24 protein-coding genes, 1 tRNA gene and 1 pseudogene are annotated in these 20,584 nt (G+C 62.6%); 18 read left to right on the plus strand and 8 right to left on the minus strand.

The window, feature by feature from the left end; translation table 11 throughout:
- The first annotated feature begins 84 nt into the window (after nucleotides 1–84).
- The 5 genes from AC0NID_RS13510 to AC0NID_RS13530 all read left to right on the plus strand — a co-directional run bounded on the left by AC0NID_RS13510 (nucleotide 85) and on the right by AC0NID_RS13530 (nucleotide 2,877).
- A complete protein-coding gene (locus AC0NID_RS13510) occupies nucleotides 85–378 on the plus strand; it encodes a GYD domain-containing protein (RefSeq protein WP_473454450.1) in 294 nt (97 codons plus the stop codon).
- 67 nt (nucleotides 379–445) lie between these two features.
- Nucleotides 446–1,081, plus strand: a complete 636-nt coding sequence (locus AC0NID_RS13515; protein ID WP_473454451.1) for a sulfotransferase family 2 domain-containing protein — start codon at nucleotides 446–448, stop codon at nucleotides 1,079–1,081.
- Nucleotides 1,082–1,206: 125 nt separating this feature from the next.
- Nucleotides 1,207–1,587: a thiol-disulfide oxidoreductase DCC family protein gene (locus AC0NID_RS13520; protein WP_473454452.1), complete on the plus strand. Its 381-nt coding sequence runs from the start codon at nucleotides 1,207–1,209 to the stop codon at nucleotides 1,585–1,587.
- Between the two features lie 211 nt (nucleotides 1,588–1,798).
- On the plus strand, nucleotides 1,799–2,467 hold the full coding sequence (locus tag AC0NID_RS13525; RefSeq protein ID WP_473454453.1) for a PadR family transcriptional regulator: 669 nt from the start codon (nucleotides 1,799–1,801) through the stop codon (nucleotides 2,465–2,467).
- Between the two features lie 119 nt (nucleotides 2,468–2,586).
- Nucleotides 2,587–2,877 (plus strand): HlyU family transcriptional regulator, encoded by a 291-nt coding sequence (locus tag AC0NID_RS13530; RefSeq protein WP_473454454.1) that lies wholly within the window; start codon nucleotides 2,587–2,589, stop codon nucleotides 2,875–2,877.
- A 99-nt stretch (nucleotides 2,878–2,976) separates the two neighbouring features.
- On the opposite strand, the gene AC0NID_RS13535 is transcribed toward AC0NID_RS13530, so the two are convergent.
- Nucleotides 2,977–3,615 (minus strand): FMN-dependent NADH-azoreductase, encoded by a 639-nt coding sequence (locus tag AC0NID_RS13535; RefSeq protein WP_473454455.1) that lies wholly within the window; start codon nucleotides 3,613–3,615, stop codon nucleotides 2,977–2,979.
- 111 nt (nucleotides 3,616–3,726) lie between these two features.
- Here AC0NID_RS13535 and AC0NID_RS13540 point away from each other — a divergent pair, with 111 nt between their 5' ends.
- Nucleotides 3,727–4,677: a LysR family transcriptional regulator gene (locus AC0NID_RS13540; protein WP_473454456.1), complete on the plus strand. Its 951-nt coding sequence runs from the start codon at nucleotides 3,727–3,729 to the stop codon at nucleotides 4,675–4,677.
- On the opposite strand, the gene AC0NID_RS13545 is transcribed toward AC0NID_RS13540, so the two are convergent.
- Nucleotides 4,616–5,236, minus strand: coding sequence for a TetR/AcrR family transcriptional regulator (locus AC0NID_RS13545; protein ID WP_473454457.1), 621 nt, complete (start codon nucleotides 5,234–5,236; stop codon nucleotides 4,616–4,618). The two genes, AC0NID_RS13540 and AC0NID_RS13545, sit on opposite strands and share 62 nt — an antisense overlap.
- Nucleotides 5,237–5,302: 66 nt before the next feature.
- Here AC0NID_RS13545 and AC0NID_RS13550 point away from each other — a divergent pair, with 66 nt between their 5' ends.
- Both AC0NID_RS13550 and AC0NID_RS13555 read left to right on the plus strand, forming a co-directional pair.
- On the plus strand, nucleotides 5,303–5,725 hold the full coding sequence (locus tag AC0NID_RS13550) for a VOC family protein (RefSeq protein WP_473454458.1): 423 nt from the start codon (nucleotides 5,303–5,305) through the stop codon (nucleotides 5,723–5,725).
- A gap of 178 nt (nucleotides 5,726–5,903) precedes the next feature.
- Nucleotides 5,904–6,749 (plus strand): arginase family protein, encoded by an 846-nt coding sequence (locus AC0NID_RS13555; protein WP_473454459.1) that lies wholly within the window; start codon nucleotides 5,904–5,906, stop codon nucleotides 6,747–6,749.
- Between the two features lie 89 nt (nucleotides 6,750–6,838).
- On the opposite strand, the gene AC0NID_RS13560 is transcribed toward AC0NID_RS13555, so the two are convergent.
- On the minus strand, nucleotides 6,839–7,786 hold the full coding sequence (locus tag AC0NID_RS13560) for a S1C family serine protease (protein WP_473454460.1): 948 nt from the start codon (nucleotides 7,784–7,786) through the stop codon (nucleotides 6,839–6,841).
- Between the two features lie 173 nt (nucleotides 7,787–7,959).
- On the opposite strand from AC0NID_RS13560, the gene AC0NID_RS13565 reads away from it, so the two are divergent.
- The 3 genes from AC0NID_RS13565 to AC0NID_RS13575 all read left to right on the plus strand — a co-directional run bounded on the left by AC0NID_RS13565 (nucleotide 7,960) and on the right by AC0NID_RS13575 (nucleotide 10,454).
- Nucleotides 7,960–8,832 (plus strand): S1C family serine protease, encoded by an 873-nt coding sequence (locus AC0NID_RS13565; RefSeq protein ID WP_473454461.1) that lies wholly within the window; start codon nucleotides 7,960–7,962, stop codon nucleotides 8,830–8,832.
- Between the two features lie 8 nt (nucleotides 8,833–8,840).
- Nucleotides 8,841–9,473 carry a helix-turn-helix transcriptional regulator gene (locus AC0NID_RS13570; RefSeq protein ID WP_473454462.1) on the plus strand — a complete coding sequence of 211 codons (633 nt, stop codon included), beginning with the start codon at nucleotides 8,841–8,843 and terminating at the stop codon, nucleotides 9,471–9,473.
- Nucleotides 9,474–9,587: 114 nt separating this feature from the next.
- Nucleotides 9,588–10,454, plus strand: a complete 867-nt coding sequence (locus AC0NID_RS13575) for an SDR family oxidoreductase (RefSeq protein WP_473454463.1) — start codon at nucleotides 9,588–9,590, stop codon at nucleotides 10,452–10,454.
- Nucleotides 10,455–10,886: 432 nt separating this feature from the next.
- On the opposite strand, the gene AC0NID_RS13580 is transcribed toward AC0NID_RS13575, so the two are convergent.
- Nucleotides 10,887–12,929, minus strand: a complete 2,043-nt coding sequence (locus AC0NID_RS13580) for an OmpA family protein (RefSeq protein WP_473454464.1) — start codon at nucleotides 12,927–12,929, stop codon at nucleotides 10,887–10,889.
- Between the two features lie 206 nt (nucleotides 12,930–13,135).
- On the opposite strand from AC0NID_RS13580, the gene AC0NID_RS13585 reads away from it, so the two are divergent.
- Both AC0NID_RS13585 and AC0NID_RS13590 read left to right on the plus strand, forming a co-directional pair.
- Nucleotides 13,136–13,582: a YcgN family cysteine cluster protein gene (locus AC0NID_RS13585; protein WP_473454633.1), complete on the plus strand. Its 447-nt coding sequence runs from the start codon at nucleotides 13,136–13,138 to the stop codon at nucleotides 13,580–13,582.
- 298 nt (nucleotides 13,583–13,880) lie between these two features.
- Nucleotides 13,881–14,234 carry a hypothetical protein gene (locus tag AC0NID_RS13590; RefSeq protein WP_473454465.1) on the plus strand — a complete coding sequence of 118 codons (354 nt, stop codon included), beginning with the start codon at nucleotides 13,881–13,883 and terminating at the stop codon, nucleotides 14,232–14,234.
- A gap of 218 nt (nucleotides 14,235–14,452) precedes the next feature.
- Here the strand turns inward: AC0NID_RS13590 and AC0NID_RS13595 are convergent, their stop codons facing one another.
- A complete protein-coding gene (locus AC0NID_RS13595; protein WP_473454466.1) occupies nucleotides 14,453–15,163 on the minus strand; it encodes an SIMPL domain-containing protein in 711 nt (236 codons plus the stop codon).
- Between the two features lie 259 nt (nucleotides 15,164–15,422).
- On the opposite strand from AC0NID_RS13595, the gene AC0NID_RS13600 reads away from it, so the two are divergent.
- Nucleotides 15,423–15,498: transfer RNA gene (locus tag AC0NID_RS13600), tRNA-Ile, on the plus strand.
- A 125-nt stretch (nucleotides 15,499–15,623) separates the two neighbouring features.
- Here the strand turns inward: AC0NID_RS13600 and AC0NID_RS13605 are convergent.
- From AC0NID_RS13605 to AC0NID_RS13615, 3 genes are read right to left on the minus strand one after another with little or no spacing between them, the layout of a single operon-like run.
- A complete protein-coding gene (locus AC0NID_RS13605; protein ID WP_473454467.1) occupies nucleotides 15,624–16,808 on the minus strand; it encodes a tyrosine-type recombinase/integrase in 1,185 nt (394 codons plus the stop codon).
- Entirely contained in the window at nucleotides 16,808–17,059 is a 252-nt protein-coding gene (locus AC0NID_RS13610; RefSeq protein WP_473454468.1) for a helix-turn-helix domain-containing protein, read from the minus strand. The genes AC0NID_RS13605 and AC0NID_RS13610 overlap by 1 nt, the downstream gene beginning before the upstream one ends.
- 60 nt (nucleotides 17,060–17,119) lie before the next feature.
- Entirely contained in the window at nucleotides 17,120–17,374 is a 255-nt protein-coding gene (locus tag AC0NID_RS13615; RefSeq protein WP_473454469.1) for a helix-turn-helix transcriptional regulator, read from the minus strand.
- A gap of 256 nt (nucleotides 17,375–17,630) precedes the next feature.
- On the opposite strand from AC0NID_RS13615, the gene AC0NID_RS13620 reads away from it, so the two are divergent.
- From AC0NID_RS13620 to AC0NID_RS13635, 4 genes and pseudogenes are all read left to right on the plus strand, one after another.
- Nucleotides 17,631–18,017 carry an NEL-type E3 ubiquitin ligase domain-containing protein gene (locus tag AC0NID_RS13620; protein ID WP_473454470.1) on the plus strand — a complete coding sequence of 129 codons (387 nt, stop codon included), beginning with the start codon at nucleotides 17,631–17,633 and terminating at the stop codon, nucleotides 18,015–18,017.
- A 214-nt stretch (nucleotides 18,018–18,231) separates the two neighbouring features.
- Nucleotides 18,232–19,244 (plus strand): annotated as a pseudogene (locus AC0NID_RS13625) (DUF1403 family protein).
- A gap of 5 nt (nucleotides 19,245–19,249) precedes the next feature.
- A complete protein-coding gene (gene scpB, locus AC0NID_RS13630; protein WP_473454635.1) occupies nucleotides 19,250–19,990 on the plus strand; it encodes an SMC-Scp complex subunit ScpB in 741 nt (246 codons plus the stop codon).
- Nucleotides 19,991–20,307: 317 nt separating this feature from the next.
- Nucleotides 20,308–20,505 (plus strand): hypothetical protein, encoded by a 198-nt coding sequence (locus tag AC0NID_RS13635; protein ID WP_473454471.1) that lies wholly within the window; start codon nucleotides 20,308–20,310, stop codon nucleotides 20,503–20,505.
- Nucleotides 20,506–20,584 lie beyond the last annotated feature (79 nt).

The raw sequence follows: 20,584 nt of genomic DNA on the forward strand, positions 1-20,584 counted from the left end.
TGTCGGATGCATTTTCTGGGCGACAAACCCGGATGCCCGCCCCGGCCGTGACGCCGTGCTCCGAGGCCCCGGAGGGAGGTGTGCATGACAAACTATATCGTGCTGATCAACTGGACGGAGCAGGGCGCCAAAAATGTGCGCGAGTCGCCGAAGCGACTCGATGCCGCCAAGAAGCTGCTGGGAGACATGGGCGGCTCGTTCAGGGCGTTTTATCTCACCATGGGCGAATGCGATATGGTGGCGGTCGTTGAAGCGCCCGACGATGCGGTGCTCGCTCGTTTTTCGCTGATGCTGGCGACAGGCGGCAACGTGAGGACACGGACGCTCAAGGCTTTCCCGGAAGATGCTTATCGCGAGATCATTGCCTCGCTCGGATAGGGAGCCGTGCAGCAGCGGATGATCGGGCGCCGCTTGACGGCGCCCGATCATCCGATCATGAGGAAGCATGCTCCTGTCGCTCGAAAAGAACTTCCTCTTCATCCATATCCCGAAGACGGCCGGGAGCTCGGTCACGCGTGCGCTGGCGCCATGGTGCGTGAAACCGCAGCGAACGCAGTGGCGCCGCCTGCTGTCTCACCTCCCCGTGCCGGAAAAGCCGCAAAACGCTTTCCTCAGGCAGCATGACAAAGCCAGTTGGGCGAAGCACAAGCTGCCGGCCGAGATATATGACAGCGCGTACAAGTTCGCCGTCGTGCGCAACCCTTTCGAACTTGCTGTCTCGAGCTATTATTTCCGCCGGAAGCATCTCTCCGGCCGGCGCCGGAACAGAGCCCGGGTCCTGGATTTCAAGACTTTCCTGCGCTATCTCGAACGCAAAAACCGTTTTGTGCGGGTGGACCAGACGAGCTGGATTTCGGACAGGCACGGAAACCTCATCATCGACGAGGTTTTGCGTTTTGAAACGCTGGCCGAGCAATTCAATGCCCTGGTCGAACGGCTCGGTCTGCCGGGCGAGGTGAAGCTTCCCCGAACAAACGTCAATGCACCCTACGACTATCGCGCCGTCTACGACGACGAGGCGAAAAGCATCGTGCGCCGGCTCTTTTTCAGGGATTTCGAGCGCTTCGGCTACGAATTCTGATTTTTGTTCCAGACACCGCAATTCGTCGGCGGATGCCGCGCGTCGGCAGGGCTGGCCCGAAATGTTGCGGGGCGAAGGCATTTCCCGGATAGTCGGCGCATCGTTGAAGTCGCGTCTCGAAACACATGTCCAAGCCTGCGCTGACCATCTGGTACAATACCCGCTGTCCGGTCTGTGATGCCGGTATCCTCAGGCAGAAGCGGCGGCTGATCGAGGCGATCAAGGCCGGGCGGATCGCGTTTCGCGACATCAATGCCGAGCCGTCGGCACTGGCCGGATACGGCGTGTCGCTTGAGGACATCCGCCGCCGGCTGCACGCAATCGATGCGGACGGCGAACTGCTGGTCGGCGCCGATGTCGCAATTGCCGTCTGGCTGAGAACGCCGGGCGAGGGCTGGCTGGCAGCGCTGTTCGGCAACCGCGCGGCACTGCCGTTGACGCGCTACGCCTATGATCGCTTCGCCGATCTTCTCTATGCCTGGAACCGGCGCAAGGGCCGCTGGTAGCCGGCACAAACATTCCCAACCATCGAAAGGCCCGGAACTGCCTCCGGTCTCTTTTGGGGACTGCTAAGAGGTTCAGGGCACGCGCCTGAGCCGCGTGCGCGCTTTCAATCCCGTGGCGTGGAATTAAGTTACATCGTAAGATATATCTTGAAACGGCGATCCTAGCCGCTTATCTACGATATATCGTAAGTCATAACTCAAGGAGCAGACGATGCACAGACATCATTTCAGCGAGCGCGCCGAGCACGTTTTCATGCATATGGCCGGCAGGTTCGGCGGCCGTGGCGGCGGCTTCGGCCCGTTCGGCCAAGGGATGAGGGGCGGCGGACGCGGCGGGCCAGGCGACATGTTCCGCGCTGGACGCATGCTGGCCGACGGCGATCTCAAGCTGATCACGCTGTCGCTGCTGGCCGAGGCGCCGCGCCACGGCTACGACATCATCAAGGCGCTGGAGGAGCGCACCAGCGGCGTCTACAGCCCGAGCCCGGGCGTGGTCTATCCGACGCTGACCTTCCTCGAAGAGGCCGGCTATGCCGCCTCGTCGCCGGAAGGCAACAAGAAGGTGTTTTCGATCACCGAGGCCGGGCAGGCGCATCTCAATGACAACCGCAAGATGGTCGACCATGTGCTCGACCATCTCGAGCGTTTCGGCCGCAAGATGGCAAAGGCGCGCGACTGGTTCGGCTGGAACGACGATGGCGAGGACGGCGGACGTCGCGGCCGTGGCCGTTCGGAAAAGCGCGACGAATTCCGCGCCGTGCGTCACCGACTGCGCGCAGCCCTCGGCGACATTGTCGATGCGCCGGCTGAAAAACAGGCCGAGGCGATCGGCATCCTGGAGGCGGCGGCCGAAGCCCTTGAAGCGCTGTCGCGCGATTGAGCCTGTTGCAAATGGCCGCCATGCATGCGGCTCTTGCCCGTTCGACTGAGGAACGGTACTGAAAATCATCCCGCGCCACGCTATGTGGTGTGGGATGATTGCCGTTGGAGGATACCCCCATGTCTTTTCTGAAGCGTCTTTTTGGCGGTGGCGGCGACGCGGGCGAGCCAAAAAGTGCTGCACCGGCAAAGCAGATCGAGCACAAGGGATTTCTGATCAGCGCCACGCCCTACAAGGCGGAGGGCCAGTACCAGACCTGCGGCGTGGTCTCGAAGGAGATCGACGGCGTGGTGAAGGAACACAAATTCATCCGCGCCGACCGATTTGCCGGGCTCGACGACGCCGTCGACATCTCGATAAAGAAGGGCATCCAACTGGTCGACGAGCAGGGCGAGAAGATCTTCGGCTGAGACCCAGCCCGTTTTCAGCGCTTTTCCTGGGCGAGAATTGAGGCAAGCGCCTGATGCGGCGCTTGCCTTTTTGATCTCGGGTAGGCAGTGGCTAAGGCTTTAAGCCGCCGCCGTCTCGATTTGCCGACTTCCGGCCACCAAGGCATCCACCTTGGCCGACGCCTTGGCCAGGGCGGCCGTGACGGCATCAGGCCCCATTCCGACGCCCTCGATGCGGATGACTTCGACGTCGGTCATGCCGATGAAGCCAAGCACGCTGCTCAGGTAAGGAATGGCGTGATCCATCTGCACGGCGGCGCCTTCCGAATAGATGCCGCCGGAGGCAAGAACGATGTAGACCTTTTTGCCGGTGACGAGGCCCTTCGGGCCGTTCTCGCCATATGCGAAAGTCTTGCCGGAACGGGCGACGTGATCGACCCAGGATTTCAGGGTCGACGAGATGCCGAAATTGATGAAGCCGGTGGCCAGGATAATGGTGTCGGCCGCAAACAGCTCATCGAGCACGCCGTCGGAAACGCCGACGACCTCGGACTGGCGCTGGGTACGGGCTTCGGCGGGCGTATAGATGCCGGTCGAATAATCCGGATCGATATGCGGCAGCGGGTTGGCGACGAGGTCGCGTACGACCAGCTTGGCCGACGGATCGGCGGCGAGCAACTTTTCTGCAAGTTCGGTGGCGATGCGGGTCGAATGCGACGCAATGCCGCGTGGGCTCGACGTAACAAGAAGGATGGACATAGCGGGGCTCTCCAGGGTTGGAATGATCTGTCCCGCCAGATATGGGTCTGCCGACCTATTTGAAAAACTGGTATATTTTCTATATTATCCATCTACAATTTGGATAAGGCCATGCAACCCAATCCGACGCTTGACCAACTGCAGATCCTGGTGACGGTGGCCGATACCGGCAGCTTCTCCGCTGCCGGCCGCAAACTCAATCGAGCGCAGTCGGTCATCAGCTACGCCATCGCCAATCTCGAGGCGCAGCTAGGGTTGAAACTGTTCGAGCGCGAGGGCACGCGCGAGCCGCAGCTGACCGATGTCGGCCGGGCGACGCTGGAGGATGCGCGTCGCATGGTTGGCGTGCTGCAGCGCATCCGCTCGCGTGTCGACGGCCACAAACAGGGCCTAGAGGCTGAAGTCAGCATGTCGGTCGACATGACGCTGCCTTCGCCGGTGCTGGTTCGGGTGCTGAAGGCGTTCGAGGCACAGTTTCCGACGGTGATGCTGCGTCTTCATATCGGCTCTCTCGGCTTGATCCTTGACCATGTCGTCGACGGACAGGCCGATCTCGGCGTCGGTGGCATTCTGGGCGAAGCCGACGTCAACCTATTGCGGATCGGCTTCACCAGTTTGGTGCCCGCTGCCGCGTCCAGCCACCCCTTGGCGTTGCTTCCAAGGCCGGTGCCGCTCGAAGAGGTGCGCGAACATATCCAGCTAGTCGTCAGCGACCAGTCGGAGCGCACGCGAGGGCGCGACTATGGCGTCTTTGCCTACCGCACCTGGCGGCTGACCGATGTGCGCACCAAGCATGCGCTGATGCGCGAAGGGCTGGGCTGGGGCGGGCTGCCGCGTTGGCTGATCGCCGACGATCTGGCAAGCGGCCGGCTGGTGGAGCTCGATCTGGAGCCGTATAGCGAGGTCCGTTCGCCACTCTATGCCATGCACCGCGCCGACCGCAGCCCGAAGCCGGCCGCAGCCTGGCTGATCGACCAGTTCAAGCGCCAGCTTGGCTGTTTCAACGAGTTCGAGCCGAACCAGGTGCCTGATGAGGAGACAGCCCATCAATCAGCGCCATGAGAACGGCGCGATAGTCCTCGGCTGATGCGCCAGCCTCGACGGCAAGAGCCGCGCGGTCGAAGGCGGCGGCAAGCAATGCCGTCAGCGCTTCCACCGGCAATCTCACCATGGTCTGCGCACGCATTGCCGCGACAAGGCCCTCGCGAAGCGAGCGATTGCCGTGACGGTTGTCGATTTCGTCCATGACGGCGCGGCCGAGCACGGCCGGCCCGTCGAGCAGCAGGAGCCGGGTGCGGCCGGGTGCGCGCATGGCGGCAAGATAGGCGTCGGAACCGGCGATCAGCGCATCACGGGCAAACAGCGAAGGTGGCGAGGCGCGCTCGATCTCTTCCGCCACGGCCGCCGCCTCCTGCTCGACCACTGCGGCAAACAGCGCCTGCTTGTCGGCAAAATGATGATACAGCGCGCCGCGCGTGACGCCGGCAGCTGCCACGATCTCCGGCGTGCCGGTCTCGGCATACGACTTTTCGGTGAACAATTTTCGCGCCGCGGCTATCAGGTCGGCACGCGTCGCTTCGGTGCGGTCGCGGTTCGAGCGGCGCGCGGATTCCTGTTGCATACATACAGCCTGTATGTTAATTAGATTTACATGCAGACTGTATGTTATCTGGCGGGAGAAAGAAAGATGAAGACGACGAGCTATTACCCGGTGCTGATGACGGGCGACGTGGCTGGCACAAAGTCCTTCTATATCAAACACTTCAGCTTCAAGCCGCTGTTTGCGAGCGACTGGTATGTTCATCTGCAGTCGGCCGAGGATCGCCGGGTCAATCTCGGCATCGTCCACGGCGATCATGAAACGATCCCGGAAGAGGGGCGCGGCCGCACGTCGGGCCTGCTGATCAATTTCGAGGTCAGGGATCCCGATGCGGTCTACGAGCGGGTGACCGCCGCCGGCCTGCCGATCCTGCGATCCTTGCGCGATGAACCATTTGGCCAGCGCCATTTCATCACACAAGACCCCAACGGCGTGCTGATCGACGTGATCAAGCCGATCCCGCCGAGCGCGGAGTTCCTGGCGCAGTTTGTTGGAGGGGCGGAGGGCTGAGCGAGATAGCGGCTGGCAGGAACTGTCCGTAGTTGTGACGTGTAGGCTTCAGCCGCGTGGCCGGGCACGACTTTGCGGTCTATGTTGAGACTTGTCAGCCCGGGACTATTCCATGCGTGAAATCTGCCTTGTCCGCGCACCCTCGAACCTTGGCCTCCGCCCGCTGAGGTCAGGGCATATGCCGGGGACGTGGCGTGCACCACAGGCGTTGACCGAAGCCGGCCTGGTCGAGACGCTTTCGCCCGCCAAGGTGGTCGATCTTGATCGTCCTGCCTATAGCACGGAGGAGCAGCCGGGCACCCGGCTGCGCAACGGCAACGCGATACGCAGCTTCAATCTCGAACTCGCCGACGTCGTTGCCGGCGCGCTGGGACGAAGCGAGTTTCCGCTGGTCGTCGGTGGCGACTGCGCGGTCCTGCTTGGCGCACTGGCTGCTGTACGGCGATCAGGTCCGGTGGCGCTGATCCATGTCGATGGCCACAGCGATTTCCGCCATCCGGGCAATTACGACATCAACGCTTCACTCGGCTCGGCCGCCGGCATGGACCTTGCGCTCTCCACCGGACGTGGCGAGCCGTTGCTGACCGACTGGCCTGATGTCGCGGGCCCCCTCGTCGCGGACGAACAGGTGGTTCAGATCGGCGAACGCGAGAACCGCGACCCCGATTTTGCCTGGCCGGACATCAATTCGACCGCGATGACGCTGATCGATGTCTTTGCCGTGCGAGAGCTTGGCGCGGCAAAGGTCCTGGAAAAGACCTGGGCCACGCTGGGGCGGAGCGGCTGGCCATATTGGGTGCATTTCGACGTCGATGCGCTCGACCAGACAGTGATGCCGGCGGTGGATTCACCGGGTAGTCCCGGCATCGACCCCGACGATCTCGTCGCCATCCTCGCGGCGCTGGTGGCGGATCCGCGCTGCTCCGGAATGGATATGACCATTTTCGATCCGGACCTCGATCCGACCGGCGAACTGGCACGGATGCTGGTTTCGCTGCTCGGCCAGATCTGTGCGCGACGTTAGAGCGACGCACAAAGTACGCTCTAACACTTTGAATCTGCGCATCGTGTTTTCAGAAATCGATTCCGATTTTCGGGCCGATGCGATAAACGTCAGCTTCGCGCCACCGGCGTCACCGCGACCTGGCTGACACCGGAGCGGCGTACCACCGTGCACAGCGTTTCGCGCCCGATGTGCTCGGCGTCGAGCATGCGCACCAGATCGTCGACGCCGGTGACCGGGCGGCCATCGATGGCGGCGATGATGTCGCCTTCTTTCAGGCCGGCGCTGGCCGCAGGGCTGTTCTTCTCGACGCTGCGCAGGCGCAACGCCGTGCTGCTCGACACTTGCGACAGAAGTGCCGCGCGGCGCGGCAGGTTTGTCGTATCTGCCGAGACGCCGATGAAGGCGCGGCGCACGCGGCCGAAGCGGATAATTTCCGAAATGACGAAATTGGCAGTGTTGGAGGCAACCGCGAAGGCGATGCCTTGCGCGCCGTGGATCATGGCGGTGTTGACGCCGATGACCTCACCCGCCGAGGACACCAGCGGCCCGCCGGAATTGCCGGGGTTGAGTGCTGCGTCGGTCTGTATGACGTCGTCGATCAGCCGGCCGGTGGAGGCGCGCATCGAGCGGCCGAGCGCCGAGACCACGCCTGATGTGACGGTCCATTCGAAGCCGAGCGGATTGCCGATGGCAATGGCGATCTGGCCACGCCGCAAGCGCTTGGAATCGCCAAGCGGCGCGACATCGGCAAAGCTGCCGTCGGCGCGCACCAGCGCGATGTCGGTGTCTGGATCGTGGCCAAGCACGCGGCCTTCTCTGGAGGCGCCGTCCGGCATCGAGACGCGGACGGTGCGGGCCTCGCCGACGACGTGGAAGTTGGTGACGACCAGCCCGTCCGGCGCGATGACGAAGCCGGAGCCATGGCCGCCGGCGCCACCGACGCGCTCGATGCGGCAGACGGCGGGACCAATGCGGTCCACGGCATCGGCGACCGTTGCCGAGTAATCATCGAGCAGCGCGTCGTCGAACTGCAATTGATGGGCGGGGAGGGACATGACGAGGCTCCGTGTCTTTAGAGCAAGATGAAGGATGCCTATATGTGCGAAGCGGCCGGACCGGCCGCGACCTGACCAGATGGCCAGTCGAACGTCCAACTAGCCGTCAGGCGAGTACCCGCCACGGCGCTGCCGAGCGATATCTGGGGTATGAAAAGACCAGGAGACCCCACATGAGCGACTTCAATCTGAGCGCATTTTCCGATGCCATCGCCGATATCGCCGCCGCAGCGGCGCCGGCGACCGCGAGCTTCGCCACGCACCAAAATCGCTCGGCGACGGCCTTCCATTGGCGCGATGGCTATTTCATCACCGCCGAGGAGGCGGTGGAGGCTGGCGAGGAAATCGAACTGACGCTGACTGCGGGCGAAACTGTGAAGGCCGAACTGGTCGGACGCGACCCTTCCACCGGTGTCGCGCTGATGAAGCCGGCAGGCTCCGCCAGCGCACCGGCGCTGGCCAAGGCGGATGCCGTGCGCCCGGGCAGTCTGGCCATCACCGTGGGCAATAGCGAAGGTGCTGCGCTCGCCGTGTTCGGCACAGTCGGCGAGGTCGGCCCGGCCTGGCGCTCGATGCGCGGCGGCACGATCGACCGGCGCATCAATCTGGCCGTCAATGCCGGCAGCCGTTTCGAAGGCGGCCCGGTGCTCGACGCCAAGGGCGCGCTGATCGGCATGCTCCTGTTCGGGCCGCGCCGGCGGGCGCTTGTCATGCCTCACGAGACGATAGAGCGGGCGGTGGCGACGCTGCGCGAGAAGGGCCACGTCGCGCGCGGCTATCTCGGCGGCGGTTTGCATCCGGTCCGCAACGGCGACACGCATGGCGCCATGGTGATGAGCCTCGACGACAGTGGCCCAGCGAAGGCGGCCGGCCTGCATCTTGGCGACATCATCGTGTCGTGGAACGGCGAGGCCGTGCATGGTCCGCGCGAGCTGATCCGCAAGCTTGGGCCGGACAGCGCCGGGGCGTCGGTGACACTCGGTGTGGTGCGCGGCGGCGAACGGCGCGATTTCACGGTGACCATCGGCGAAAAACCGCTGCGCTGAGAGGATCGATGGCAAGCGGCGAAACCGGGAGGCGATTGACGGTGCTGGTCGCGCTAGGCGATGCCGCGCGCGCCGAGCATTTGTCCGCAACGCTTGCCGCGAGCGACGATCTGCTGCCCATTGTGGCCGGCAGCGGCGATGGTGTCGACCAAGCGGACGTCGCTATCGTCGACGACAAAAACCTGGAGGGCGGAGCCACCGATCCAGCGATACCTCAGGTGCTGTTGTCTCCACGAGCGAGCCGGCAACAGTTGGCTGACACGGTCTTTGCCGTGCTGCCGGCCGCAGCGGACGATCTGCTGATCGCTGCCGCCGCGCGGCTGGCGGCGGCAGGCTATCGGATCTTGGGCGCGCGCCGGCCTTTGTCCGATCGGGATGATAATTTCGCTTTCCATGACGACGACCTGTTCGACGAAGGACCGGTCGACGACAGGGCCGACCGGCCCTCACTTTCGCCGCGCGAGAGCGAAGTGCTGGCGCTTCTGGCCGAAGGCGCGCCCAACAAGGTGATCGCGCGCCGGCTGAATATTTCCGTGCACACGGCGAAGTTCCACGTCGCCGCGATCCTGATCAAGCTGGGTGCGGCCAACCGCACCGACGCGATCGCCATCGCCATGCGGCAGGGCCTGGTGCTGGTCTAACTGTGCCCTTCCAAGCCTACGCAGCGTAACCCACATCCGGCGTGTTGGGCCTTGCGCGGCACCCAACCGCCGCGCAAGGATCACGCCTGTAATGTTGCAAGGGAGGCGCAAGACATGTCGCTCAAGGGAAAGACGCTGTTCATCTCCGGCGGGTCGCGCGGCATCGGGCTGGCGATCGCGCTGCGCGCCGCGCGCGATGGCGCCAATGTGACGATCGCGGCCAAGACCGCCGAGCCGCATCCGAAGCTGCCGGGCACGATTTACACGGCGGCGCAGGAGATCGAGCAGGCCGGCGGCAAGGCGTTGCCGGCGCTGTGCGACATTCGCGAGGAGGGGCAGGTGGCCGAGGCGGTCGCCAGAACCGTCGAAAAGTTCGGCGGCATCGATATCTGCATCAACAACGCCAGCGCCATACAGCTCACCGGCACGCTGGAGACCGACATGAAGCGATACGATCTGATGCACCAGATCAACACGCGCGGCACGTTCCTGGTTTCCAAAATGTGCATTCCACACCTGAAGTTGGCCGACAATCCTCACATTTTGAATCTGGCGCCGCCGCTCGACATGAAGGCCAAATGGTTCAAGAACCATGTCGCCTACACAATGGCCAAGTTCGGCATGTCGATGTGCACGCTGGGCATGAGCGCGGAGTTCGCCAGGGACGGTATCGCTGTCAATTCGCTGTGGCCGATCTCGACGATCGATACGGCCGCGGTGCGCAATCTTCTGGGCGGAGCGACGGTGGCGGCGATGAGCCGTTCGCCCGACATCATGGCCGATGCCGCGCATGCGATCCTGCTCAGGACCTCGCGCGAGGCAACCGGCAATTTCTACATCGACGAGGAAGTGCTGCGAGTCGAGGGCGTCAGTGATTTTTCGATCTATGCGCTGGACGCGACAGGGCAGCTGGCCGGCGATTTTTTCGTGCCCGACGAGGTGTTTGCGAATTCGGATACGGACATCAAAGGGCTTTACTAGCGAAAATCGCGCTACTGACGCTTTGCCTTGAGAAGGCCTCGACATCGAATGGCTCCGGCTCACCCGATTTGTCGCCCTCGTCGATCGCGGTGCAAAAGACCGTCGCGGCGGGTCACCTTCGTTTGGAAGGGCTTGAGGCGGAGGGTCCTCCATCGAAGCCGGGAAACAAAACCCCGCCGGCGAGGGGGGACCGGCGGGGCTCATGTGTCCCGCTGGAGTCGGGACAGGGCAGGGAACGCCCTGCACAGAATCTGGGGTGGGCGACCACGCGATTCAATGAGTACCGTCAAAATCGCGGGAGACAATCCTTCTTGAGCATGCTCCTGTGAGGATAGCCCATCCCGCTAAAAACGGGATGGGCTACGTCTTCGTGTGTCGATTCCAAAAACCAGTTCAGGCTTTTGGAATCATTGCCCTTAAGTTGGCCGTCGCCTACTCCGCGCTGGCGACCGGCGCCACCAGCGAGGTGATCCGGCGTATGGCGACGCGACGGTTCTCGCGCTCAGGCTCCGACGTGTTGACCTTGAGATACTCCTCGCCATAGCCCTGTGTCGTCAGGTTCTCCGGCGGGATGCTGAAGGCATTGCTCAGGGCTTCGGCGACCGCCTCGGCGCGGCGGTCGGACAGTGCGAGGTTCGCCTCCGGCCTGCCGACGGCATCGGTATGGCCTTCGATCAGGAAGGTTTCCGCAGGGTTCTTTTCCAGCAACTTCTCCATGGCGGTGGCGACGCCTTCCAATTTCTGCACTTCGCTGTCGGGGATCGATGCCGAACCGAATTCGAAGTTCAGCGTGTCGAGGTCGACACGGCGCGCAATGTCGCGGACGCGGGCCGAACGCTTGACCTCGTCGATCGAATACAGGCGCTGCACCCTCTCCACGGGCGGCTGTTCGAGGAAGGTGTAGTAGTCATCCGGATCCTCGATGTCCTCGGCGTCCAGAATGTACTCCTCGCGCGGGATGTCGAGCCGTATCGGCGGCAGGTCATCGCCCGGATCACGCCAGTCGTCGACATCCTCGTAATACCGCTCGTCGACATAGCTCAGCACATATTCACGGCCGTCCGGCGCGATGCGTGAGCGCTGGATGACGTTGCCGTACCGATTGCGGATGGTGACGATCTGGACACCGTTCTCACGCTCGACGATTTCCCGGGTGCGATCGCCCGGCAGTTCCTCATAGTAGACTTCCCTGGCGCCACGATGCAGGCGCGGCGCATCATTGCTCTCCACGATTGTCTGGTTGTTGAACTGGAGGATGACGCGGTCGCCGAATTCCCTGACGATATTAGCGCCTTCCGGGCGTGGGCGGCGGCGGACATCTTCGAAATCCGGGGCACGTTCGACCCGCGTGCCCTTTTCCTGCGTCACCGGAGCGATCGTTTCAGGCCTGATTTCCTGCTGGGCCGCCCTGTCGTCGGTGGGCGGCGGCCCCTGCTCGACCGGAGCCGGCTTCGGGGCCTCCGCTTGCTCGCCGTCCTGCTGGCCAGGTTGACTGCCCTCTTGGTCGCCTGCGTCCTGGCGGCCGGTCTCTTGCGCTTTGTCCCTGCCGCCCTTGCGCTTGCGCACGGCATCCTTCTGGCTGTCGAACACCGGGGCTGCGTTTGGATCGGCCGGAGCCTCGCCCTGGACCGGACCTTCCCCTTCGGCGGGTGCGGCTTGTTCGCGCTCGGCGGGCTGCTCAGCGGTAGACGGTTGCTCACCCGTTGCCGGCTGTTCTTCAGCAGGCTTCTTGCGCTTTCTCGCCTGGTCCAAAGGCTGTTCGCCTTCGGCAGGAGCGGCTTGCCGGTCAGTTGGAGTGGGAGCCGGCTCAGCCTGTTCAGTGGGCTGTTCGGCGGGTGCGGCCTCCTGCTGTTGCCGGTCGCGCTTCTTTCTGCGCGGTGTGGGCTGCTCCTCGTCGCCCGCAGGGGCGGCGCGCTCAGCGGGCTGTTCGGCGGGTGCGGCCTCCTGCTGTTGCCGGTCGCGCTTCTTTCTGCGCGGTGTAGGCTGCTCCTCGTCGCTCGCAGGGGCGGCGCGCTCAGCGGGCTGTTCGGCGGGTGCGGCCTCCTGTTGTTGCCGGTCGCGCTTCTTTCTGCGCGGTGCGGGCTGCTCCTCGTCGCTCGCAGGGGCGGCGCGCTCGGCGGGCTGTTCGGCGGGTGCGGCCTCCTGTTGTTGCCGGTCGCGCTTCTTTCTGCGCGGTGTAGGCTGCTCCTCGTCGCTCGCAGGGGCGGCGCGTTCAGCGGGCTGTTCGGCGGGTGCGGCCTCCTGTTGTTGCCGGTCGCGCTTCTTGCGAGGCCTCTGTTCCGGTTCTGCCTGCTGGCCTTGTGCGCAGCCTTCCGCGCCTTCGGGGCAATCGGATTGCGCCAGGATCAACGGCGTTGCGCTACCTCGTGGGGAACCGAACGCGGGGCTATCCTGCAGCGGAAACGCGCTCAACGGCGTAGACGCCATCAGCAAGCCAAAAGCGGCACCTGCCAGTATCCTAGGTCGGCTCTTCATCGAAAATTCTCCTTGTGGCGTCCCATCCCTGCCCAAACTTTCAGCAACCGTATTTGGTTCCTGTCCGCCGCCTTTAGCTGCCGGGAAGGGCAATTGGCCGACGTTTTGAAGGCGACTTCGTGTCTTTCCTATGGTCTCGGTGGCTCTTGCCGGTTTGCACCGTTGTTGCGCTTGACGTCGACGCCAGCGAGGGCCACATCCCCGCAATGGAAACGCCGTTCTGGAAAACCAAGACGCTCGAAGCGATGACCCCGGCCGAGTGGGAGTCGCTTTGCGACGGCTGCGGCAAATGCTGCCTGTCGAAACTCGAGGACGAAGACACCGGCGAGATCTACTGGACGAGCGTCGGCTGCCGGCTGTTCGCCGCCGATACTTGCCGCTGTTCGGACTATGCCAACCGGCTGTCGCGCGTCCCGGACTGCGTCGGGCTGACGCCACAGAATGTGCGCACCATCAGTTGGCTACCCAAGACCTGCGCCTACCGGCTGGTCGCCGAGGGCCACGATCTCTACTGGTGGCACAGGCTGGTGTCGGGTAGCGCCGAGACGGTGCACGAGGCCGGCATCTCGATGCGCGACCGCATTAGCGCCAGCGAGACCGATCTTGCCGAGCCGGACGACTATTTCGAGCACATGCTGGAGGATGAGCCTTAAAGCGCGCCGCTTGAGTTGTTGTTTATGCATGTGGTGGTCCCAAAACCGCATGTCACCCCTGGGTCCAGGACCGAGGGGTGGCATGCATTAGGATCGGCCGGAACCGGCGGGAAAACCGGGCGTTTTCTATCCGTGGTGTCCGGAACCGGTGGCGGGAGGCGCAAGACTGCCATTTATCCCTCGGCTTGCACCTGAACCGGAAATGAACGGCTGGTTCGTAGAAAGTTCAGATACGCAGGCGCATCCTCCTCCCATCGGTTCGAAACGGGCGGAAGCCCTGAGCAAGGAGAGAAGACAAATGTTCAACACGATCAAAACGGCGGCCCTTTCGGCCCTTGTCGCCCTTGGCACGCTTGCCGCTGTCCCCGCCCATGCAGACAGCATCTATCTCGGTTTCGGCAACAACGACGATTCCCGTGCCGGCGTTTATGTCGGGGACGACTACCGCTATCGCGAACGCCACCGCGAACGCGACTGGCGCCGGTCCTGCTCGCCGAATCGTGCCCTCGGCAAAGCGGAGCGCATGGGCCTGCGCCGCGCCCGCATCGTCGATATCAGCCGCCGCACGGTCAAGGTCGCGGGCCGCCAGTACGGCGACCGCGTAGTTGTCGTATTCGCCAATGAGCGCGGCTGCCCGATCATCTACCGGTAAACGTCTGGAAGTGACCTTCTGCGAGGTCAGCCTGGGGACATGACCTTCTGCGGAGGTCAGTCTGGAGTAGTAGAGTCCCTTTCCGCCAGGGTGGGTGAGGCTCGAAAAAACCCCGGAGGACCAGTCCTCCGGGGTTTTTAATGCGGCAGGATCGATGTTGCCGGTTGATTCCTGGCCGCGCTTCAACAGGGCCGAACCACGCCGGATCGTTCAGGCGGTCACTTCAACTCGAACGTGACAGTGACCTGCACCGTGTAGGAATTCTCGCCGGCCTCCACCGGAACCGATGCTCGGGCGGCGTCGAAGGCCTTGGCGTTCATCGGTATCGGTGGCGGCGCGACGTTCTGGTCCGTGATTTCCAGCACCCGTCCGATGCCGACGCCGGCGGCTTCAGCCAGCGTCTTGGCCTTGGCCATGGCGTCGGCGACCGCCTTCTTGCGGGCTTCGGTGACAGTTGCAGCCGGATTCTCGTTGGAAAACGAGATGCCGCCACCCTGGTTGACGCCGAGCGATACCGCCTTGTCGAGAATCTCGCCGGTCTTGTCGATATCGCGGATGCGCACCGAAAGCGTATTGCTCACCTGATAGGCGACGAGTTCGGCTTCCTGGCTGCCGTCCGGCTTGTTGGTGTAGTTGTAGCGCGGGCTGATCTGGATGCCGGCTGTCTGCAGATCGCGTTCCTTGATGCCAGCCGACTTCATTGCGGCGATCACGGAGGCCATGGCGTCGTTGTTGGCATCGAGCGCGGCGCGCGCGGTCTTGGCCTCGCGCATGACGCTGAGCGTCAGCAGCGCCAGATCAGGGGCCGCGGTCGCTTCGCCTTCGCCGGTAACGACGATGCGCGGCGGGGGCGGCGAATCGGCAGCGCTGGCCATCGCCGGAAAGGCAATTGCGGCGGCGAGCGCCAAGGCCAAAAGATGTCTGGTCATGAAAATCTCCTCGGTCTGCGATCCAGTCGCGCTTGTCGACTACCGCATCGGTTCGAAAATCGGAATCGACTTTTGCTGCGCCGATCCGGTTCGGAAAGCACGATGCGTATGTTCAAAGCGGTAGAGCGTACTTCGTTGTGCGTCCAAGTGGACGAACGTCGCTCTAGTGTCTGAATATGGGCTGATTTGGGCGATCTCGGCCAACCCGTCTGGAAAGCCTTGTGCGTTTCGGGGAAAAACATTAATCCAGCCGCGTGTGGGGCCTGTAGCTCAATGGTTAGAGCCGGCGGCTCATAACCGCTTGGTTGGGGGTTCGAGTCCCTCCGGGCCCACCATGACCATTGAATTTATTGAGAAAAATCGGCTTTTGCCCACGCTTTGCCCACGCTTTGCCCACGGCACGCACGGCGAGGAAGAGAGCGACGAAAGCCGCTTTCATAAGTCGCTTCGAGGTTCTGGCTCACCGCACGACCCGCAAAGTCGCCCGCCGCTTCATCTGATCGCGCTTTTCCTCACGCTGGTTGATCGCCATCGCAATGTCGACTGCAATTCTTTTTTTGTTAGCCTCGCGCACGTAATCGTCCGTCACCGTCATGGAAGAATGTCCCATCGCTTCCATTATAGCGCGTGCCTGGATGTTGCATTCGGCGAGGTAGGTGCCGAACGTGCGGCGCAGGCCATGAAGCGTATAGCCGTCAGGAATGTCAGCCTGCCGGGCCCAATGCTGCATCATGCCTGTCAGGCTCTTCTCTGAAAACGGGTTGCCATAGCCGTTCTTCAAGACGGTTCCACCCTTCGAGCGGTCAAGTGGGTCCAGCGCTGCCGCCAGCTTGTCCACCACGGGAATGAACATCTCCCTCCCGCCATGGCGGTTACGATTCTTCTTCTGTCTGAAGGCAAACGCCTCGATCAATGCCAAGGAACCATCGAATAGTTCGATCTCTTCAGTCACCAGATCATCCCATTCAAGGTCAGCGATGTCCCCTCGTCGGTTGCCGAGCCAGAAACCCAGCGCATAGCAGGTCCGAGCGGGTGTACCGATCGGATGTCTCTCTTCATACTTTTCTCGGATCGCAATTGGCCAAGCCGGGTTCTTGGTCGATTTTGGTATGCGCACGCGGATCGACAACGATGGATCATCCTGCGGCTTTATCCATTTCTCGACTTCGATAGCCACCCAGAGGAGCTTTTTGACGGCTACCAGCATGTGTTTGGCGACGGTGCGGTTTGTCTTAAAGATACCTTCGATGATCGTGCGAAGCCTGTCGGCATCCATGTACTCAACCGGCACATCGCGCCATGTCAGCACATGTTCGGGGTCGACAGGCATATTCAGGAAGCGCTCTATTAAGTTGCTGTTCTTGGCTTGGGTAGCCGGATCGAAGTCAGCCCACTCCATCGTGGTTTCAAGTCGCCGTGCTGCGTGCCCGAACGAACGCGGCAGGACACGTCCCGGCATGTCAATGATTTCCGACTTGCCTATGCAACCTTCGACGGCACGTCGGTAGCAGGCTTCAAACGCTTCGTCGCCCGGCTGTCCGGGCAAGGCGATCTGCCGAGCATGGCGATTTGCACGAAAGCGCCAGTACTCCTTGCCGTTGACGACGCGGGAAGAAGCCCCAGGGTAGTCAGGATGTTTAGCCATCAAACGATCTTTCGAGGCTTCTGCTGGGGTTGCCCACCACCATGCACCTTCTCATGAATCGGATCATACGAAACGGCCTTGCTTTCCATGGCAACGCGCAGGAGCACCGGGTAAGGGAACCCTCTGCCTTGCTCGATGCCTTCAAAGGTGCGCTTCGGTATTCCCAGCACCTTGGCCGCGGCTTCAGCAGTGAGCCCTTCCGTGGCCCGCCAGGCTTTGACTTCTTGCGCCAGTTTCTCATTCTCGTTCATGTCATGCCTTTCGCAGGCAATCTCCATACTACGCCTGCGGCATATACGCAACGAGCGTATTTATTTTCTTCTTTCTCTGTCCCGTTTGCTTCTTTCCAGTAGTTCTTGAAGACCGCTACCTTTATCCGGCAACGAGGTGAAAGCTAAGTCGACGGCCACACGATCCCAAACGGCGCGGCTGTTGATGCGCTTGGGCTTCGGCATGCGCCCATCGGCAACCATTTCATCAAAAAGCGTTGTTCCGACACCGATGTAGCGAGCTGCTTCCTCACGAGTTAGACCTCGTGGGGGATATGAGATTGCATCACTCTTCATGGGCGCGCTGTCTCGCCTCTGAGGTGCCTGGCGTATTGGTGTCGAAGCACAAAGCCGCATCCTCCTTGCCGTTCCTAGCGAGTGGTCGTGCCGACTTAGAAGGAAAGGGCCTTAAGCGGAAGCGGTCTGACTAAGTTCGTTCGGCGTAAACTGGCGGCAACGTGTGAACGGGTGGATCACGGCAGGAGAGCTATCGGCGGACGGCTCGGCAATGCATTCCTCGCCCCGCCTTCGACGCCTCCTTTAGCGTGGAAACTTGAGCCGTTATCGAGGGCCGGCGAACACCGCCGCCGAAAACGCGAACTCTGGCAATGCAAAATTCCGGCAGGATGTGGCCAATGATCTGCGCGAGGCGGCGACCAACCCGCAATTGCGCGCGCAGCACTTTGATTTGGCGGGTGTGGCCAACGAGAGCTGCGAAGACCGCGCCACTTTGGCCTGGAATGGCATGCAAAACGCCCGCCTGATCGCAGACGTCGAGAACGGGGTCTATGACAATGATCAAGGGAGCGCCGCCTTCGTTGATCTCGGTCGGGTCATGTTCCGCTTGAAAGCGCTGGAGGGAATCGCGGACGAGAAGGTCCGAGAGCTCGAAAGCGCCCGTGCCCCGACATCGACGGCTCAGATGCTGACACCGAGATAGATGAGAATCGAGGTCTATCTTGCCTACCTGAAGACTGTCGGGAGAAGAGGGGATGGTGCCCAGGACTTCCCGGCAGTCGGTGAAATAATCGACATTCTTCTTGTCAGTAAGAACGATAATGCAACATTATCGTTCGTTATTGATAGCCGACAGGCGCGGCGGTTATAGCCAGAAGTGATTGCCAAAAGCGCCGCGCTGATTCATCCTGTGTGCGATGATTCTTCGGCCAAAATCTCTGTCGCGTCACACAGGCGCGCTCTTCAGTGGCGCCGCGGCCGCCCCCTTGTCGGTCGTTCCGACCTGGTTACGCCGAGCTGTACCCGATGCCGAGGCAGCGGCGGGCAAGGGCATCGAGGACCTTGCAGTCATTGCCGGGGCGGCGATCGGCATACTCGATGCAGTGATCCGCCGGCAGGAGCGATGGTCTGGCGCCTGGCGGCAGGCCAGGCGCTTTTGGCTGGCGCTATGACGGCCAAGCGAGCGGGGCGCGTGGAGGATGAGGCGGCATTGCGCGATGCGGTGCTGCTTACACGGCCGGGCGATGACGTCGGCCCTGCCGGCCGGATGCTGTTGGCCTGGCGGCGGCTGGCAACCCGGCCTGTCGAGGATCTTCTGACGGAAAAGGGCCTTGCCGCGGTGCTGGCGGAGTTTGGACACCGACAGGATGACGAATTGGCCGGCGATCTTGCCGACGAGCTTCGGCAGCTTTCCGATACAGCCGGGTTGGTCGGCGTGGTCAGCGGCGCATTCAGGGCGGCCGAACGGCATGGCTTGGGACGCAGCTTAGGATGCTGGCTCGCCGACGCGCTACTGGCGCAGCGGCTGGGCTGGGTTGAAGCGATTCCGTTGCTGGGCGCAGAGGTGGCCTCAGGATCAAGTCTCGGCCGCTTTCGCCGCTCCACGTCTGCCAGAATGGCGGCGAGCCTCGAGGAGGAAGCCGCTTCGCTGCTGCTTGCCGCTCAGGCGCGCGCCGTGTTGCGCGCCATCGATCGTTCGGCCGAGCTTGAGCGGCGCGCCGAGCGGCTGCTTGCGACGGCGCCAAAGCTCAGGGCCAAGGCGGCGGACGCCGTCGTCGAAAGGCTGTTGTGCGGCGACGCGATCGTGGCCTCAGAAAGGGTCGCTGGAATGAGCGACAGGGGTCTACGACGGCTGTTCGACCGGCTAGTGGAACTCGGCGCCGTTCGCGAACTGTCCGGCCGCTCGACCTTCCGCATCTACGGGCTGTGAAAATCATGACGGAGACTGGGCACGCACTGAGGGGCAAGGGGCGACCAGCCAACGGTCGTTCACATGACCATTTGTTCGACCGTGAGCTCGATCATCTCCCTCCGGAAGCGCGCTGGCGCGAATGGATGAACCGGGTCGAGGCAACGATCTTCGCTTCAAGCGAGCCAGTTGGTCGCGAGACGTTGGCGCGGATCGTTGGCAAGAACTGCAGCATTGACTTGTTGATTGACGATGTTCGCGAGGAGCTGCGCGGGCGCCCCTACGACCTCGTCTCCGTCGCCGGCGGGTGGAAGCATCTGACACGTCCCGCCTATGCCGGCGCTATTCACGCGGCCGTCGGTGGAAGTGAGAAGGCGGGCGGCCTGGCGCAGTCGGAGGTGCTGCTGCTGATGTGCATCGCCTACTTCCAGCCAATCACCCGCGCCGAACTGTCGGCGATCTTTGGCAAGGAGATCAGCCGCGACCTGATCGGCCACTTGCGCGGCGAGAACCTGATCGCCTCCGGCCCACGCAGTCCGACGCCGGGCGCTCCCTACACCTACGTTACGACCAAAGAATTCCTGCTGGAGTTCGGGCTCGACACGCTGCGCGAGCTGCCGGACTTCGAAGCGCTCGAGGACGCCGGATTGCTGTCGAAGGATAAGCTGCTGGCGGGGGATATTCCGGTCGGGTTTGCCAGCGGAGAGGTTGACGGCGAAGAGGAAGATGCAAACGCTAGTAGCGAGGGTATCCAGTTTGGTACCTGAGAGAGGGGTGCTTGATGGGATCTGGGCGGTTCTGTTGCAAACGGTCGGCTCCGTCCCAATGAAGAAGGCATTTGCCATGGCTAACCCTGGCTGCGTGAATCTTTACGTTGCAAAACGGGCGGGGGATTGCACCGGCTTGTGGCGCGCCACATGCCGCGCGGCTTTATTGGGAGCGCAGATCCGGGCGACGGCCCTGCCGGTGCGATGTTTGATCCTGTTCATGGCCCGCCTACGGATCGCGGCGTTGTGCCAATGCCCAGGTTTTGCTACTATTACTAGTGGTAGCCGATTCCTTCGGGACTAGATGGGGCTTTACAATGCGTGAACCTGGATTGGACGCTCGCCATCGTGACCAAGACGGACGGATTAGCGAGAAGCACGGGAATACCAAGGTCGAAACCCTTCGCAAGACCTACGGCGAGGACTTCGCTCCCGGCATCCGTGGTGACGCCAAGCTTTCGACCCTGCTGAAGCGCGAAAACGTCAGCTCACTGAGCCAGCTGCTCAAGAAGTGATGACAAGGCTGTTGATGCCATCTGAGCCCAGATGGGGTCGAGGCCGGCTCGGTCAGCCTCAAGCTGACTTCATCTGCAC

The sequence above is a fragment of the Mesorhizobium sp. WSM4821 genome, assembly GCF_055901555.1.

Bases quoted from the DNA above. Each gene is read 5' to 3' on its own strand.
- AC0NID_RS13590 (WP_473454465.1), top strand. From the start codon at position 13,881: ATGTTCAACACGATCAAAACGGCGGCCCTTTCGGCCCTTGTCGCCCTT.
- AC0NID_RS13540 (WP_473454456.1), top strand. From the start codon at position 3,727: ATGCAACCCAATCCGACGCTTGACCAACTGCAGATCCTGGTGACGGTG.
- AC0NID_RS13535 (WP_473454455.1), bottom strand. From the start codon at position 3,615: ATGTCCATCCTTCTTGTTACGTCGAGCCCACGCGGCATTGCGTCGCAT.
- AC0NID_RS13520 (WP_473454452.1), top strand. From the start codon at position 1,207: ATGTCCAAGCCTGCGCTGACCATCTGGTACAATACCCGCTGTCCGGTC.
- AC0NID_RS13595 (WP_473454466.1), bottom strand. From the start codon at position 15,163: ATGACCAGACATCTTTTGGCCTTGGCGCTCGCCGCCGCAATTGCCTTT.
- AC0NID_RS13545 (WP_473454457.1), bottom strand. From the start codon at position 5,236: ATGCAACAGGAATCCGCGCGCCGCTCGAACCGCGACCGCACCGAAGCG.
- AC0NID_RS13580 (WP_473454464.1), bottom strand. From the start codon at position 12,929: ATGAAGAGCCGACCTAGGATACTGGCAGGTGCCGCTTTTGGCTTGCTG.
- scpB (WP_473454635.1), top strand. From the start codon at position 19,250: ATGACGGAGACTGGGCACGCACTGAGGGGCAAGGGGCGACCAGCCAAC.
- AC0NID_RS13610 (WP_473454468.1), bottom strand. From the start codon at position 17,059: ATGAACGAGAATGAGAAACTGGCGCAAGAAGTCAAAGCCTGGCGGGCC.
- AC0NID_RS13550 (WP_473454458.1), top strand. From the start codon at position 5,303: ATGAAGACGACGAGCTATTACCCGGTGCTGATGACGGGCGACGTGGCT.
- AC0NID_RS13555 (WP_473454459.1), top strand. From the start codon at position 5,904: ATGCCGGGGACGTGGCGTGCACCACAGGCGTTGACCGAAGCCGGCCTG.
- AC0NID_RS13530 (WP_473454454.1), top strand. From the start codon at position 2,587: ATGTCTTTTCTGAAGCGTCTTTTTGGCGGTGGCGGCGACGCGGGCGAG.
- AC0NID_RS13605 (WP_473454467.1), bottom strand. From the start codon at position 16,808: ATGGCTAAACATCCTGACTACCCTGGGGCTTCTTCCCGCGTCGTCAAC.
- AC0NID_RS13570 (WP_473454462.1), top strand. From the start codon at position 8,841: ATGGCAAGCGGCGAAACCGGGAGGCGATTGACGGTGCTGGTCGCGCTA.
- AC0NID_RS13525 (WP_473454453.1), top strand. From the start codon at position 1,799: ATGCACAGACATCATTTCAGCGAGCGCGCCGAGCACGTTTTCATGCAT.
- AC0NID_RS13635 (WP_473454471.1), top strand. From the start codon at position 20,308: ATGCGTGAACCTGGATTGGACGCTCGCCATCGTGACCAAGACGGACGG.
- AC0NID_RS13565 (WP_473454461.1), top strand. From the start codon at position 7,960: ATGAGCGACTTCAATCTGAGCGCATTTTCCGATGCCATCGCCGATATC.
- AC0NID_RS13510 (WP_473454450.1), top strand. From the start codon at position 85: ATGACAAACTATATCGTGCTGATCAACTGGACGGAGCAGGGCGCCAAA.
- AC0NID_RS13560 (WP_473454460.1), bottom strand. From the start codon at position 7,786: ATGTCCCTCCCCGCCCATCAATTGCAGTTCGACGACGCGCTGCTCGAT.
- AC0NID_RS13575 (WP_473454463.1), top strand. From the start codon at position 9,588: ATGTCGCTCAAGGGAAAGACGCTGTTCATCTCCGGCGGGTCGCGCGGC.
- AC0NID_RS13585 (WP_473454633.1), top strand. From the start codon at position 13,136: ATGGAAACGCCGTTCTGGAAAACCAAGACGCTCGAAGCGATGACCCCG.
- AC0NID_RS13615 (WP_473454469.1), bottom strand. From the start codon at position 17,374: ATGAAGAGTGATGCAATCTCATATCCCCCACGAGGTCTAACTCGTGAG.
- AC0NID_RS13515 (WP_473454451.1), top strand. From the start codon at position 446: ATGCTCCTGTCGCTCGAAAAGAACTTCCTCTTCATCCATATCCCGAAG.